The 13,098-nt window shown below is 71.3% G+C and carries 15 protein-coding genes; 9 read left to right on the top strand and 6 right to left on the bottom strand.

Annotated elements, in window-relative coordinates:
* Window positions 1-2: 2 nt before the first annotated feature.
* The 5 genes from Q5722_RS08185 (at window position 3) to Q5722_RS08205 (ending at window position 3,967) form a co-directional block, all read left to right on the top strand.
* Window positions 3-758, top strand: coding sequence for a hypothetical protein (locus tag Q5722_RS08185; RefSeq protein WP_305027718.1), 756 nt, complete (start codon window positions 3-5; stop codon window positions 756-758).
* Between the two features lie 3 nt (window positions 759-761).
* On the top strand, window positions 762-1,901 hold the full coding sequence (locus tag Q5722_RS08190) for an acyl-CoA dehydrogenase family protein (protein ID WP_305027719.1): 1,140 nt from the start codon (window positions 762-764) through the stop codon (window positions 1,899-1,901).
* A 118-nt stretch (window positions 1,902-2,019) separates the two neighbouring features.
* On the top strand, window positions 2,020-2,607 hold the full coding sequence (gene thpR / locus Q5722_RS08195; protein WP_305027720.1) for an RNA 2',3'-cyclic phosphodiesterase: 588 nt from the start codon (window positions 2,020-2,022) through the stop codon (window positions 2,605-2,607).
* 69 nt (window positions 2,608-2,676) lie between these two features.
* Complete coding sequence (locus tag Q5722_RS08200) at window positions 2,677-3,306, top strand: NADPH-dependent F420 reductase (protein WP_305027721.1); 630 nt, start codon at window positions 2,677-2,679, stop codon at window positions 3,304-3,306.
* Window positions 3,307-3,352: 46 nt separating this feature from the next.
* Complete coding sequence (locus Q5722_RS08205; RefSeq protein ID WP_305027722.1) at window positions 3,353-3,967, top strand: ACT domain-containing protein; 615 nt, start codon at window positions 3,353-3,355, stop codon at window positions 3,965-3,967.
* Window positions 3,968-4,018: 51 nt separating this feature from the next.
* Here the strand turns inward: Q5722_RS08205 and Q5722_RS08210 are convergent, their stop codons facing one another.
* Both Q5722_RS08210 and Q5722_RS08215 read right to left on the bottom strand, forming a co-directional pair.
* Window positions 4,019-4,675 (bottom strand): anti-sigma factor, encoded by a 657-nt coding sequence (locus Q5722_RS08210; RefSeq protein ID WP_305027723.1) that lies wholly within the window; start codon window positions 4,673-4,675, stop codon window positions 4,019-4,021.
* Complete coding sequence (locus tag Q5722_RS08215) at window positions 4,675-5,253, bottom strand: sigma-70 family RNA polymerase sigma factor (RefSeq protein WP_305027724.1); 579 nt, start codon at window positions 5,251-5,253, stop codon at window positions 4,675-4,677. The genes Q5722_RS08210 and Q5722_RS08215 overlap by 1 nt, the downstream gene beginning before the upstream one ends.
* A 111-nt stretch (window positions 5,254-5,364) precedes the next feature.
* Between Q5722_RS08215 and Q5722_RS08220 the strand changes: the two genes are divergently transcribed.
* Together Q5722_RS08220 and Q5722_RS08225 are read left to right on the top strand one after the other, a co-directional pair.
* Entirely contained in the window at window positions 5,365-6,900 is a 1,536-nt protein-coding gene (locus Q5722_RS08220; protein WP_305027725.1) for a molybdopterin-dependent oxidoreductase, read from the top strand.
* Between the two features lie 72 nt (window positions 6,901-6,972).
* Window positions 6,973-7,242 (top strand): hypothetical protein, encoded by a 270-nt coding sequence (locus Q5722_RS08225; RefSeq protein WP_305027726.1) that lies wholly within the window; start codon window positions 6,973-6,975, stop codon window positions 7,240-7,242.
* A gap of 61 nt (window positions 7,243-7,303) precedes the next feature.
* Here Q5722_RS08225 and Q5722_RS08230 read toward each other — a convergent pair whose 3' ends face one another.
* The gene (locus Q5722_RS08230; RefSeq protein WP_305027727.1) at window positions 7,304-7,879 is read right to left on the bottom strand and encodes a hypothetical protein; all 576 of its coding nucleotides are present in this window, start codon (window positions 7,877-7,879) and stop codon (window positions 7,304-7,306) included.
* 117 nt (window positions 7,880-7,996) lie between these two features.
* Here Q5722_RS08230 and Q5722_RS08235 point away from each other — a divergent pair, with 117 nt between their 5' ends.
* Complete coding sequence (locus tag Q5722_RS08235; protein ID WP_305027728.1) at window positions 7,997-8,941, top strand: 1,4-dihydroxy-2-naphthoyl-CoA synthase; 945 nt, start codon at window positions 7,997-7,999, stop codon at window positions 8,939-8,941.
* Window positions 8,942-8,967: 26 nt separating this feature from the next.
* On the opposite strand, the gene Q5722_RS08240 is transcribed toward Q5722_RS08235, so the two are convergent.
* Complete coding sequence (locus tag Q5722_RS08240) at window positions 8,968-9,453, bottom strand: hypothetical protein (protein ID WP_305027729.1); 486 nt, start codon at window positions 9,451-9,453, stop codon at window positions 8,968-8,970.
* 153 nt (window positions 9,454-9,606) lie between these two features.
* Here Q5722_RS08240 and Q5722_RS08245 point away from each other — a divergent pair, with 153 nt between their 5' ends.
* A complete protein-coding gene (locus Q5722_RS08245) occupies window positions 9,607-10,305 on the top strand; it encodes a hypothetical protein (RefSeq protein ID WP_305027730.1) in 699 nt (232 codons plus the stop codon).
* A gap of 13 nt (window positions 10,306-10,318) precedes the next feature.
* On the opposite strand, the gene Q5722_RS08250 is transcribed toward Q5722_RS08245, so the two are convergent.
* Both Q5722_RS08250 and Q5722_RS08255 read right to left on the bottom strand, forming a co-directional pair.
* Window positions 10,319-11,149, bottom strand: a complete 831-nt coding sequence (locus Q5722_RS08250) for an oxygen-binding di-iron domain-containing protein (protein ID WP_305027731.1) — start codon at window positions 11,147-11,149, stop codon at window positions 10,319-10,321.
* Between the two features lie 63 nt (window positions 11,150-11,212).
* Window positions 11,213-12,892, bottom strand: coding sequence for an ATP-binding protein (locus Q5722_RS08255; RefSeq protein ID WP_305027732.1), 1,680 nt, complete (start codon window positions 12,890-12,892; stop codon window positions 11,213-11,215).
* Window positions 12,893-13,098: the final 206 nt, after the last annotated feature.

Here is a 13,098-nt window from a genome sequence, read left to right on the forward strand (position 1 = left end):
CCATGAGGCGCTCCCTGCGCGTGACCGCACTGTCGGCCGCGGTCGCCGGCGCCCTCGCGGCCGCCGGTTGTGGCGGTGGCGGTGGTGGGGAGGCCCACGAGCCGACCAGCTCCTTCGGCAAGCAGACCGCTGCCCAGATCGCTGAGGCCGCCCGCGGCGACATGGGCGGCGTCCGGTCGCTGACGGTCGACGGCCACGATGCGGAGCGGACCTTCCACGCCAGCCTGGCCGACGACGGCAGCTGCGTCGGCTGGGTGAAGGCCGGTGGCGGCACCGCGAGGTTCATCGAGAACACGCAGGGCTCGTTCGTCCGCGGCGACGACACCTACTGGCTGGCCCAGGCCTCGACGGCATCCGACAAGGCTCGCGTGAAGCAGGCGCTGAAGGTGTGGGACGGCCGCTGGGTCCGCAGCCCGCGCGGCGAGGCTGACCTGCGCACCGGTTCCTACTTCCTGCCGGAATGCGACTTCGTGTCGTTCGTGCCGGCCCTGACGGCGGCCGACCGCACGCTCGCCACCAAGGGCGAGGAGCGCACGATCAACGGCGTCGAGGCGGTCTCCCTCGTCGCCGACCAGTCCGGCGTCACCTCGACGATGTGGGTCGCCACCGACGCGCCCCACCGCGTGGTGGAGCTGACCCAGACCGGCAGCGACGCCGCGACGTACGAGCTCAGCCACTACGACGAGCCCCTCGACATCACGACCCCCGACCCCGACGAGGTGTACGACCTCGCGGCAGCGAACAAGAAAGCGGAGTAACCCATGAAGCGCACCATCTACACCCAGGACCACGAGGACTTCCGCGGTGCGGTTCGCACCTGGCTCGAGCGGGACGTCATCCCCAACGGCGAGGAGTACATCGCCAACAAGGCCCTGCCGCGTGAGTTCTGGCTGAAGGCCGGCGAGAACGGCTTCCTCGGCCTCGCCCTCGACGAGGAGTTCGGCGGCGCCGGCGACTTCCGCTACAACGCCGTCCTCGCGGAGGAGCTGGCCAAGGTCAACGCCGCCCTCCCGACCTGCGTCGGCATCCACTCCGACATCACCGCGCCGTACATCAACGAGCTCGGCACCCCGGAGCAGAAGGAGCGCTGGCTCCCGGGCGTCGCGTCGGGTGAGATCCTCCTCGCCATCGGCATGACCGAGCCCGGCGGTGGCTCCGACCTCGCCGCGCTGAAGACCACTGCGGTCCGCGACGGCGACGAGTGGGTCATCAACGGCTCGAAGACCTTCATCACCAACGGCTACTCCTGCGACATCGTCATCGCGGCGGCCCGCACCGCCCCGGAGCTCGGCCCGAAGGGCATCACGCTCTTCGCGATCGAGGCGACCAAGGAGGGCTTCTCGCGCGGCCGCAAGCTCGACAAGGTCGGCATGGAGGAGTCCGACACCGCCGAGCTCTTCTTCGAGAACGTCCGCGTCACCGACGCCGAGATCATCGGCCAGCTCAACATGGGCTTCATCCACATGATGCAGAAGCTCCCGCAGGAGCGCATCGCCTGCGCGGTCGCCAACACGGCGCACGCCAAGCAGATCCTCGAGGAGACCATCCAGTACGCGCACGAGCGCCAGGCCTTCGGCCAGTCGATCGGCAAGTTCCAGCACCTCAAGTTCAAGATGGCCGAGATGGTCACCGAGATCGAGGTGCTCGAGGCGTACATGGACAAGTGCGTCGAGGCCCACGACAAGAAGGAGCTGACCCCGGTCGAGGCCGCCAAGGCCAAGTGGTTCTCCTCCGACGTCCAGGGTCGCGTCCTCGACGAGTGCGTCCAGATCCACGGTGGCTACGGCTTCATGAACGAGTACCGCGTGGCCCGCGCCTGGCGCGACGCCCGTGTGACCCGCATCTGGGCCGGCTCCAACGAGATCATGAAGGAGCTCATCGGCCGCGAGCTCGGCTTCTGATCCCTTCCGTCGAAACCCGGGTTTTGGTGCGCCGAAACCCGGGTTTTGGTGTCTTCAGACCCGGGTCATGGTGAGGTGCTGCGGCATTTCCGGTTGCGGCGACGACCACACTGGAGTCATGAGGATCTTCGCCGCCATCGTGCCTCCGGAGGAGGTGACCGCCCATCTCGACGACTTCCTGGACGTACGCCGGGAGGCGGCTGCCTTCCGCTGGACCCGTGCCGAGCAGGGGCACCTGACCCTCGCCTTCGCCGCCGAGGCACCCGAGCGCGCGCTCGACGAGATCAGCGAGCGCCTCGACCGTGCGGCCGCGAGGCACAGCCCGTTCGTCCTGCGCATCGGTGGAGGCGGTGCCTTCCCCAACCCGGCCCGCGCCAAGGTCCTGTACGCCGACGTGGTCCCGGCCGATCCGGATGACCTGGCCATGCCGGCCGCGCTCGACGAGCTCGGCCATCTGGCACGGAGCGCGCGATCGGCGCTCGCCAAGGCGGGAGCTGCCGTCGACGGCCAGCGCTTCCGCCCGCACCTCACCCTGGCCCGCCTGGGTCATCCGGAGGAGGTCAGCAACTGGGTGCGGCTGCTCGACGCCTACGAAGGACCGGCGTGGACCGTCGACGAGATCGAGCTGGTCGCCTCCCACCTGGGCGAGGGGCCGCGGCGTACACCTCGGTATGAGTCGCTGGAGACCTTCTCGCTGTCGGGTTGAGTGCGTGGCCTCCCGTCAAATACATCAACGAGCGCACTCAACGCGGCCGACAGGGGCAGGATGGGCGGCATGGAGATCGCGGTCCTCGGCACAGGCATGGTCGGCAAGACACTCACGGCGGGGTTCCAGCGGGTCGGCCACACGGTCACCGTCGGCACCCGCGACCCGGAGGTCACGGCGGCCCGCGAGGAGTGGACCGACAGCCGCCTGGCGACGTACGCCGACGCGGCGCGCGGTGCGGACCTGGTCGTCCTGGCGGTCGGTGGCAACGTCGCAGAGGAGGTCCTGGCACAGGCCGACCTGGAGGACGGTGCGATCGTCCTCGACCTGACCAACCCGCTCGACTTCAGCAACGGCTTCCCGCCGACGCTGACCGTGAAGGACACCGACTCGCTGGCCGAGGTTCTCCAGCGGGCGCACCCGACGGCGCAGGTGGTGAAGGCCCTCAACACGGTCAACTGCGCCCTGATGGTGACGCCGCAGCAGCTCGCCGACGGTGACCACACCATCTTCATCGCCGGTGACGACGCCGCCGCGCGGGCGCACGTCCACAGCCTCCTGCAGGACCTGGGATGGGTGGACATCGTGGAGTTCCCGAGCCTCGAAGCGGCCCGCGGCCTGGAGATGTACCTGCCGTTGTGGCTGCGCCTCATGCAGCAGCTCGGCACCCCGCAGTTCAACCTCAAGCTCGTGCGCTGAGACGTCGGGAAACGCTCGCGCAACACGTTCGGGCTAAGGTCGCAGCATGCCGTTCCTGCTTCGAGTCGAGCTCCCCGACGTCCCCGGTTCCCTGGGGAAGGTCGCGTCCGCCATCGGTGAGGCCGGAGGCGACATCGAGGCCATCGAGATCGTCGAGCACCGCGCCGACGGCACCGCGGTCGACGATGTGCTGCTCGAGACCACGGCGATGCCCGACACGATCGTGTCGGCGTGCAACGCGCTCGACGGCGTCCGCGTCGTCTGGATCAGCCGCTACGCCGCAGGCGGCAACCTCTTCCTCGACCTCGAGGCCGTGGAGGAGCTGACGGCCAACCCGGCCGGTGCCCTCGACCGTCTCGTTGACCTGTTGCCGGCGACGTTCCGCGCCGACTGGGGCGTGCGCCTGCGCCGCAACGGCAACGGCACCACCGCGGTGCTCCACGGGACCGCCGCCGCGCCCGAGTCGCTCGAGTGGTCCGAGATCGTCCGGGCCGCGCGCGTCGACTCCCCGGACGAGAACAACGTGCTCGCTGCGGCTCCGCTGCTCGAGGACGAGATCGTGGTCATCGGCCGTCGTGGCGGCCCCGAGCTGCTCGACTCGGAGGTCGCCCGCCTGGGCCACCTCACCGCCCTCGCGGTGAGCATCGCGAGGAGCGCCTGACCCGGCTGACCCGGCCGACCTGCCTGGCCCGCCGGCCGGCCGGGCGTCGGCTCAGAGCGAGTCAGCCGGCATCGCGAGCAGGAGCGGTGAGGTCGGGGCATCCGATCCCGCCATCGGCTCCATGCTGATCTGCAGCTCGCCCTCCCGCATCGGGACGACGACGCTCTCGGCCTCCTGGAACATCGCGACCGATGTGACCCGGCCGTGCGTCGCCCACCAGACCTCGTAGGCCATGCCTGCACCGGGATCGGTCAGGTCCCGTCCGTCGACGGCCACCATGTGCAGCCGGTGCGACATGCCGATCCGCACGGCGCCCATCGTCGTGGGCATGTCATGGGTCCGCACGTCGGCGGCGGCAAACACGTCGGACGCCGACATCGGGTCGTCGCCGCGTTGGGCGACGACGACACCACCACCGACGGCGAGCAGTGCGGCCGCGGCGATCACGGCGCCCCGCAGCCGCCGGCCCGGTCGGCGTACGGGTCGGGTCCCGGCGGCGATGCCCATGATCCGCTCGCGGAGCTCCGCGGGCGGGGCGGTCGGGCGGTCGGAGAGGGCTGCGGCGGCTGGCCGCAGGTCCTCGACCTCCTCCCTGCAGGTCACACATGCCGTGAGGTGCTCGTCGAACGCAGCGCGCTCGGCCGGATCGAGGGCGTGCAGCAGGTAGGGACCGATCAGGGAGTGCACGTCGGGGTCATGGGCCTTCATCACGCCTCCTCGAGGCAGTCGCGGAGCCGGGCCAGGCCGTCGCGCATGCGGGTCTTGATGGTCGACAGTGGCCGTCCCATGCGGGCCGCGACCTGGGGGTAGGTGAAGCCCTCGTAGTAGGCGAGCGTCACCGACTCGAGCTGCAGCGGGGTCAGGCCCTCGAGGCATCGGCGTACGTCGGCCCACTCGGCTGCCGTGACCAGATCTGCCTCGGGGCCCGGCACCTCGTGGAGCTCGCGACGGGCGGCCCTCTCCTCGCGGGCACGGCTGGCCTCGACCGACCGGACCACGTCGATCGCACGCCGGTGCGCGATCAGCGCCAGCCAGGTGCGCAACCCGCCGCGCTCCGACCGGTACTGCGCCGCTCCGCGCCAGGCCTCGAGGAAGACCTCCTGGGTGACCTCCTCGGCGCGCGCCGGATCGTGGAGCACCTGCAGGGCGGCTCCGTGGACGGCCGCCGCGAACCGGTCGTAGAGCTCGCCGAACGCGTCGAGGTCGCCCGCTGCGACGGCCGCCATCAGCTGCTGCGGCTGGGCGTGCGCCGACGGGACGGAACGGAGGAGCCCACGCCGTGGCATCGACAGGCTCCTCTCGGGCGGCCGGTAGGGGTGGAGGTTCACAGTCTGGGTTCGGAGCAGGAGGGGCGCCGGACGGGCCGTCCGGCGCGGGTTCTGCTCCGAACCCGCTAGGTGACCACCTTCTCGCACTCTCCCACCTCCTCCCGCGTGATGGCCGCCTGTGGCGGTCTCGCTGCCGGTGCGCTCGGCCTCGGCTTCGCCCAAGGCCTCGCGGCGGTCCTGCACGCGAGCCCGTCGCCCCTGATCGCCCTCGGGGACCGCTTCATCGACCTGACGCCGCGGCCGTTGAAGGAGTGGGCGGTGGAGCAGTTCGGCACCGCCGACAAGACGGTGCTGCTGGGCAACATGCTGGTCGTCACGGCGCTGCTCCTGGCGGCTGTCGGGATCGCCGCGCGGCGGCACCGCCTGCTGGGGGTGGCCGGGTTCGTCGTCCTCGGGGTAGTCGACGCGCTGGCCCTGCTCGGCGGGCGAGGCGGCGCCGACCCGTCGGCGTACGTCGCACTCGTGGCCGGCCTGGCGCTCGGGTGCGCGGCGCTCTGGTGGCTGATCGGCCAGGCCGGGATGGCGCCTGTGGCGGAGGCCGAGGCTCCGCCGGGCTTCGACCGGCGGCGGTTCCTGCTGCTGGCGACGGTGATGGGCGGTGCCGGTGTCGTGGCCGGGGCAGGCCTGCCCCGCCTGGTGCCCGCTGCCACCGGCCGCGGCGGGGTCGTCCTGCCGCGCGCTGCGGATCCGGCCGGCCCGCTGCCGCGTGGTGTCGACTTCCGGCTGCCGGGTCTCACGCCCCACCTCACCCCGAACGACGACTTCTACCGGATCGACATCGCCCTCATCTCGCCGCGCCTCAACGTCGACGACTGGAAGCTGCGGGTCCGCGGCCTCGTCGACGAGCCGCTCGAGCTGAGCTATCGCGACCTGCTCGCGATGCCCCTCGTCGAACGCCGGGTGACCATCGCCTGCGTCTCCAACCCGGTCGCCGGGGAGTACATCGGCAACGCCACCTGGCTCGGCGTCCGCGTCGCCGACGTGCTGGAGCGGGCCGGCGTCCGTGCCGGAGCGGACGCCGTGCAGTCGCGCGGAGCCGACGGCATCACGATCGGTACGCCGCTCGCGGCGCTGACCGACGGGCGGGACGCCCTGCTCGCCATCGGGATCAACGGCCAGCCGCTCCCGATCGACCACGGCTTCCCGGTGCGGATGATCGTGCCCGGGCTGTACGGCTACGTGTCGGCCACGAAGTGGATCACCGAGCTGGAGGTGACGCGCTTCGCCGACTTCTCGGCGTACTGGACCGACCGGGGGTGGGCACCGCAGGGGCCGATCAAGACCGGCTGCCGGATCGACCTGCCCGGCGATGACGTGACGGCCGGTGACGTGACCGTCGCGGGCGTGGCATGGGCCCAGCACCGCGGCATCGGCAAGGTCGAGGTGCGCGTCGACGACGGCGCGTGGCAGGTGGCCGAGCTGGCCACGGCCGATGGCATCGACACCTGGCGGCAGTGGCGGTGGACCTGGCCGGCGGCGCCCGGCACGCACCGGCTGCAGGCTCGTGCCACCGACCTCGCGGGTGCGACGCAGACCAGCGCCGTGGCGGATGTGGCCCCGGACGGCGCCACCGGCTACCCGACCATCCACGTCCGTGTCGGATGACGCGGTGACCCGTCCGCCCGCCACCGGGCTCCGAACCCGAGATGACCGTCCCACCGACCGAAGGGCCCAGCCATGACCTCCACCGCATTCCGCCGCCTGCTCGCCGCCGCAGCCACGACCGGCGTACTCCTGACGGCAGCCGCCTGTGGGAGCGACGACAGCTCGATGACGCCGTCCGACACCTCGAGCCCGATGACCGATCACATGTCGGAGTCGCCGATGAGCGAGTCGCCGATGACGGAGAAGTCCGACGGCATGACGGACGGGAAGTCCGACTCGATGATGGACGACGAGTCGATGTCGCCGAGCGACGACATGACGGACGGCATGAGCGACAAGTGAGACCGTCGGGGCCCGGCACCGCTGGTGCGGAGCCGGGCCCCGACGCGCCCATCGTGCGGGTTCAGGCCTTCGGCACCCAGTTCACGGTTGCCTTGCCGGTGTAGTCCTGACCGTAGGTCTTGTCGTGCTCGTAGCTCAGGTAGGACTTGACGCCGACGATCCGCCGTCCGCTCGGGAAGCACGAGCGCGGGATCTTCACCTGCACGTAGTCGTAGGTGGTGCTGCTCGAGAACGCGATCTGGCCGGTGTCGCAGTGGTTGGTGTAGTTCGGGTACCGGAGGTAGGCCCCGTTGCCGTAGACGTCGGATCGCTGCATGTCCATCTCGAACTCGCGACCGGCCGAGTCGTAGAGCCGGGTGTTGAAGCCGAGGGTCACGCGGCTGCAGGGGATTCCGGTGCTGCAGCGGTTCGCCCAGGCCCGCACCTTGAGCCGCAGGACGACGTAGTCGCCCATGCTGTAGCTCGCGGTCGTCACGTCGGTGCGTGCCCGCTCGGCACTCGTCGGCGTGCCGTTCCACGCGATGTCGTTGGTCGCGTCGCTCACGGTCGCTGCCTGCGCCGGCGTGGCGGTCAGGGCGAGCGTGGTCGTGGCCAGGGCGACCGCGCCCAGACGGCGCAGTGTCTTCAGTCGATGCATCGGTTCCCCCGAGATCCGTGGCGCGGCATCCGTGTCGCCGACGCCTTCAGGGGACATTAGACACGGGAGGCGCGGTGTTTTTCACCGGTTCGTGGCGCGGTCGCTAGCCTTCGGTCCATGAGTGCGATCGAGGGCGTCAGCGAGATCTTCGACCCGGCGGACTGGGACGAGGTGCCCGGGTTCGAGGACCTGACGGACCTCACCTACCACCGGGCCAAGGAGCACGGCACCGTCCGCATCGCCTTCGACCGGCCGGATGTCCTCAACGCGTTCCGCCCCAACACGGTCGACGAACTGCTCCGCACGCTCGAGCACGCGCGCACCAGCGCCGACGTCGGCTGCGTGATCCTCACCGGCAACGGCCCGTCCGCGAAGAACGGCAAGTGGGCGTTCTGCACCGGAGGCGACCAGCGGATCCGTGGCAAGGCCGGTTACCAGTACGAGGACAAGACCATCGGCGCGGGCGACACCGGCGCCGAGGAGCCGTCGGTCATCGACCGTGCCAAGCTCGCGCGCCTGCACATCCTCGAGTGCCAGCGGCTGATCCGGTTCATGCCCAAGGTCGTCATCTGCGTCGTCCCCGGCTGGGCCGCCGGCGGTGGCCACTCGCTCCACGTCGTCTGCGACCTGACCCTGGCCTCGCGCGAGCACGCGCGGTTCAAGCAGACCGACGCCGACGTCGGCTCGTTCGACGGCGGCTACGGCTCGGCGTACCTGGCCCGGCAGGTGGGCCAGAAGTTCGCCCGCGAGATCTTCTTCCTCGCCGACGAGTACGACGCCGAGCAGATGCACCAGATGGGCGCCGTCAACCGCGTCGTCGAGCACAGCCAGCTCGAGAAGGTCGCGCTGGAGTGGGGCCGCAAGATCAACGGCAAGTCCCCGACGGCGCAGCGGATGCTGAAGTACTCCTTCAACCTCCTCGACGACGGCCTGGTGGGCCAGCAGCTCTTCGCCGGCGAGACCACCCGACTGGCGTACATGACCGACGAGGCCCAGGAGGGTCGCGACCAGTTCCTGGAGAAGCGCGAGCCGGACTGGTCGCCGTACCCCTGGTACTACTGAGCCGAGGTACGCCGGAGCCGACGCGCTCAGCTGGACCGGCCGGGCACGAGTGCCCGTGCGGCCGCCTCGGCATGGAGGCGGCGCAGCGTCTTGCGCTGGTCCCGGGCCTGGTCGCGCAGCCGCCGGAGCTCGGCCCGGTCCAGCCGGGGCTCGTGGTCGGCGACGGCGAGCAGAGACTCCCAGCCGGCGTGCTTGCCGGAGACGGCGATGACCATCGCCTCCAGCTCGGTGAGGTCGGTCATCGCGGTGCGGTGCAGCAGGTCGCCGTTGGGCTTGAGGCGCGCGATCCGTTCGCCTGTCTTCGTGGCCAGGTTGAAGACCGGGTTCTCGTGGACGCCGAGCGCCTTCATCATCCGGCGCAGCGACTTCCGCTCCTCGACGAGCTCACGCTGGATCCGGCGCACCTCGGCGGCGGCTGGCTCGGGCAGCCCCTTGGCGGCCCGGTCGAAGAGGTCCACGCCGGCGGAGGAGCCGGCGAGATGGGTCCGCATGTAGCGCGCGAGATGGCTCATGCCTGCCGGGTACCCGGACTGGGGAACGGAAAACCGGAGCAAGATCCCGCCGATGCGTGCATGATCACGGCCCGACTGTGGTGATTTGGTGCCCGATGTCCGGTCTTGCTCGATACCGTCACTCCACAGTCCGTGGAACGCTGAGAGGTGGACGTGGCAGGGCAGAGCGAGGTGACCCCGGCGCTCCTGGGTGAGCTGTGGGACCTGGTCGAGGAGTGGTCGTCGGCGGCCATCCAGCGAGCGCGCGATGCGGCGAGCACCGGGTCGAGCGAGGTGGCCGACGCGGAGATCCGCATCGCGATCGCCCATGCCGCCGAGCTGCGTGCGGTGGTCGAGCGACACCTCGCCGATGCCGAGCCCGTGCCGGGGGTGCAGACGGTTCGGGAGGAGGAGGCGGCTCCGGCCCGGACGCCCGGCACGCTGCACGAGCCGCCGCGCGCCCAGGTCTGCCCCGAGTGCTTCGTGATGGTCCCGCTCGACCAGCTCGAGGAGCACGACCTCACCTGCGAGCGGCACCACAAGATCGAGCGCATGGAGCAGGCGGGCCTGGGTGACCCGTCTGTGGACGACACGGCGCCGGAGGAGGCGGCCGCAGCGCCCGGCGACGAGGAGCCGCCGACGGTCGACGAGCCGCTGCTCGTTGCGGCCGCGCCGGCAATGTCGACGATGTCGGCCGCGCCGGCCGTCCTGGAGCCCGCTTCGGGTGCCGTCGTGGCGCCGCCGGCGTCCGACCACACCTGCAACTCGGCAGACTTCGAGCGGCCGCTCTGTGACACGTGCGGCGGTCTGCACTGGTACTGCTCGATCTGCGGTGCCCAGCGCGACGCCTGCCGTCCGGCCGCCGCCCGCTGACTCCTTCCGCCTCCTACGCCTCGACGCGTACGTCGACCGCCGCCACCTCGAGCTCGCGCTGCATGCCCTCGAGCATGGCGCTGAACTCCGCATGGCTCGGTGCCGGGATCGGGTCGGAGCCGGGGGCACTCGCCAGGACGTCGAGGAAGCTGCCGAGCGACGCGCCGCTCGCGACGGGAAGGTGAGCGGAGAAGATCTGGCTCGGCTGGAGGCGCCGGACGCCGTCGAGCACCGGCGAGAACCGGTCGCGGTCGAGCATCGTCGACCACGGCGAGTCCATCAGCGACCACGCGAGCATTCCGCCGACGAGTGCCTCCTGCGGGATCTGCTCCGCGTCCTGGGTGGGTTCCGGGATCAGTGCGCCGAAGGAGTCGACGCAGAAGAGGCCGCCGCTTGCCTCGTCCAGGAAGCCGACCGTCATCGGGTTGTCGTAGAGGGGCGGGGCCACGGCGCGGAGCGTGCGGTCCCCGACCGCGATCCGGTCGCCGGGCCGGATCGCGTGGACGCGCTCGAGAGGCACCGACCACCACGTCGCCATCCGCATCGCGCTCATCGCATGGGTCACCAGCGTCGCCTGCGGTGCCGCCTCCAGGATGCGCCGGATGGAGCCGGTGTGGTCCGCGTCGTCGTGGGTCAGCCAGACCCAGCGGAGCCTGTCGAGTCCGACGACGTCATCGACCGCCGCGAGCAGGTCGTCGGAGTCCTGGCCGATCCCGGTGTCCACGAGCACCGGCTCGGCGGCGTTCAGGAGGAAGGCGTTGACGGTCAGGAACCCGTTGCCGCCGACGGGAAGGCTGGTCGGCAGTACGTGGACGTCGGGTGATGCCTGGTAGGGGGTTTGCATTGCAGCCTCCGTGGGTCGGGTGATCTCACCCCGAAGGCGTTCATTTCCACGCGATCCGTTCAGTCAGGAGTGAACGCTCCACCGGACGGCGTCGCCGGGGTCAGGCTCGAAGGCGCAGTAGAGGCCGGTCCGGATCCTTTGGTCGAGGACGCGGCCTGCTTCCGGGAGGGCCTCGCCGATCCGCTCGATCGTCGTGCGCACGGCACGGGTGACGTTGAGCCTGGCGCGCTCGGCCGCCGAGGCGACGAGGCGCCCGCGCCCACCGAGGCCGAAGGCGGTGAGGAGCTCCGTCGTCAGCGCGGCACACTCGTCCTCGAGCGTCGCGGCGCGGTCGTCCTCACCCGCAGCGAGTGCGTCGCCGATAGCGGTGCGAAGCGCCTCGACCCGTGACCGGTACGCCGAGCGAGCGGCCACGTCGGCCACCTCGCCGGCACTTCCCAGGCGGCGCCGGTCGAGGCCCTCCGCCACGCCCTCGACACGGTCGACCAGGTCGAGGGCGTGCTTCTCGCAACCGGGCGCTCCGAGCAGCTCTGCCAGGTAGCGGACGCCCTTCGTGGTCCGCAGCCTCACGACGACCCCCGCGGAGGCGGCCAGCCACGTATCGCCGTCTCGGTAGAGCCGCGCGGCTTCCGGCGGCGGTGCGCCGGTCAGCTCGGCGTACCGGTCGAGGAGGGAACGAGCCGTCGGCGGGAGGGTGATGTCGAGACCCGTGAGCATGGACCTCGCTCGCCGGGCCTCGACGTCGGCAGCCGCCCGGTTCCCGGCTCGCTCGTGGAGGGTGATCAGGTCGAGGGTGAGCATGAGCCGCTGCACCGCCAGCCGTGCCTCCAGCGCGTCGACGGTGTTCTCGACGAGGCTGATCGCGTCGGCCGGCTGTCCGCCCGCCGCGAGGACGAGGGCGTTGGCGCGGGTGGCTCGCGCTGCGAGTGCGGGCTCGCCGAGGCCGAGCCCGCGGTCGGCCATCTCGCGGCAGGCGTCCGCGGCTGCCAGCAGGTCGCCGGCGGCGACCTCCGCCTCCACGACGATGCTGAGCAGGTCGGTGCCGCGCAGTCGATCCGCACCGACCAGCCGCAGCCCGCGCCGCGCGGTGGCGGCGGCGAGACCGGCATCGCCGCGAGCCAGGTGGAGGCGCGCGGTGGGGAGCAGGGCCTGGAGGTGGGCGTCCTTGCCCAGAAGGAGGGTCTCCGCCTCCGCCAGCCTGCCCTCCCGGGTGCGCAGGTCCGCCAGTGCGATCGCAGGGTGCCAGGCAGCGGCTCCGGTCGCGGTCTCGAAGGTGTGGAGCGAGCGCGTCAGCAGTGCGTCGGCCTCCGACCACCGCCCGAGCTCGATGAGGGCGGTCGCCTGCACGCTCTCGCAGTGTCCGGTGATGAAGGTCGGACCCAGCGAGCCCTGGCCGAGGATTCCCACGCGCCGGAGGTCGTCCACCCACCAGCCGGCCCGCTCGAAGTCGGCCGCGTAGTAGCAGGCCGTGAAGAAGGAGCAGACCCCCATGGTCGCGGCTCCGCGGTTGGCGGCGGGTCCGCACCAGAGGGCGTTCGCCTCGTCGAGCATGGCCATGCCCTCGGCGATCCGGCCGGCCTGGACGCGGGCCAGGCCACCGTCGGCGAGCGCCTTCGCCTCCAGGTCCACGTCGCCGAACGCCCGTGCGCAGGCCAGCGCACGTTCCGCGCGGGCGAAGAGCTCGTCGGGATCGTCGACGTCGCAGCCCAGCCCCGCGAGCGCGACCCACCCTGCTCGATGCACGCAGGCTCGTCGGCGATCAGCCGAGCCGCCCGCGAGAACCAGGCCTGGGCAGCGGTGCGGTTGCCCGTGAAGGTCTGGGAGATCCAGCCGAGTCGTGCAGAGGCGACCGCGGCCCGGCGGTGGTCCCCGGTGGCGGTGGCTTCCTGCAGGGCAGCCGAGAGGATCCCGATCGACTCCTCGACCCGGCCTTCCTCGATGATCGACAT

This window comes from Nocardioides jiangxiensis, from assembly GCF_030580915.1.
GTDB lineage: Bacteria > Actinomycetota > Actinomycetes > Propionibacteriales > Nocardioidaceae > Nocardioides > Nocardioides jiangxiensis.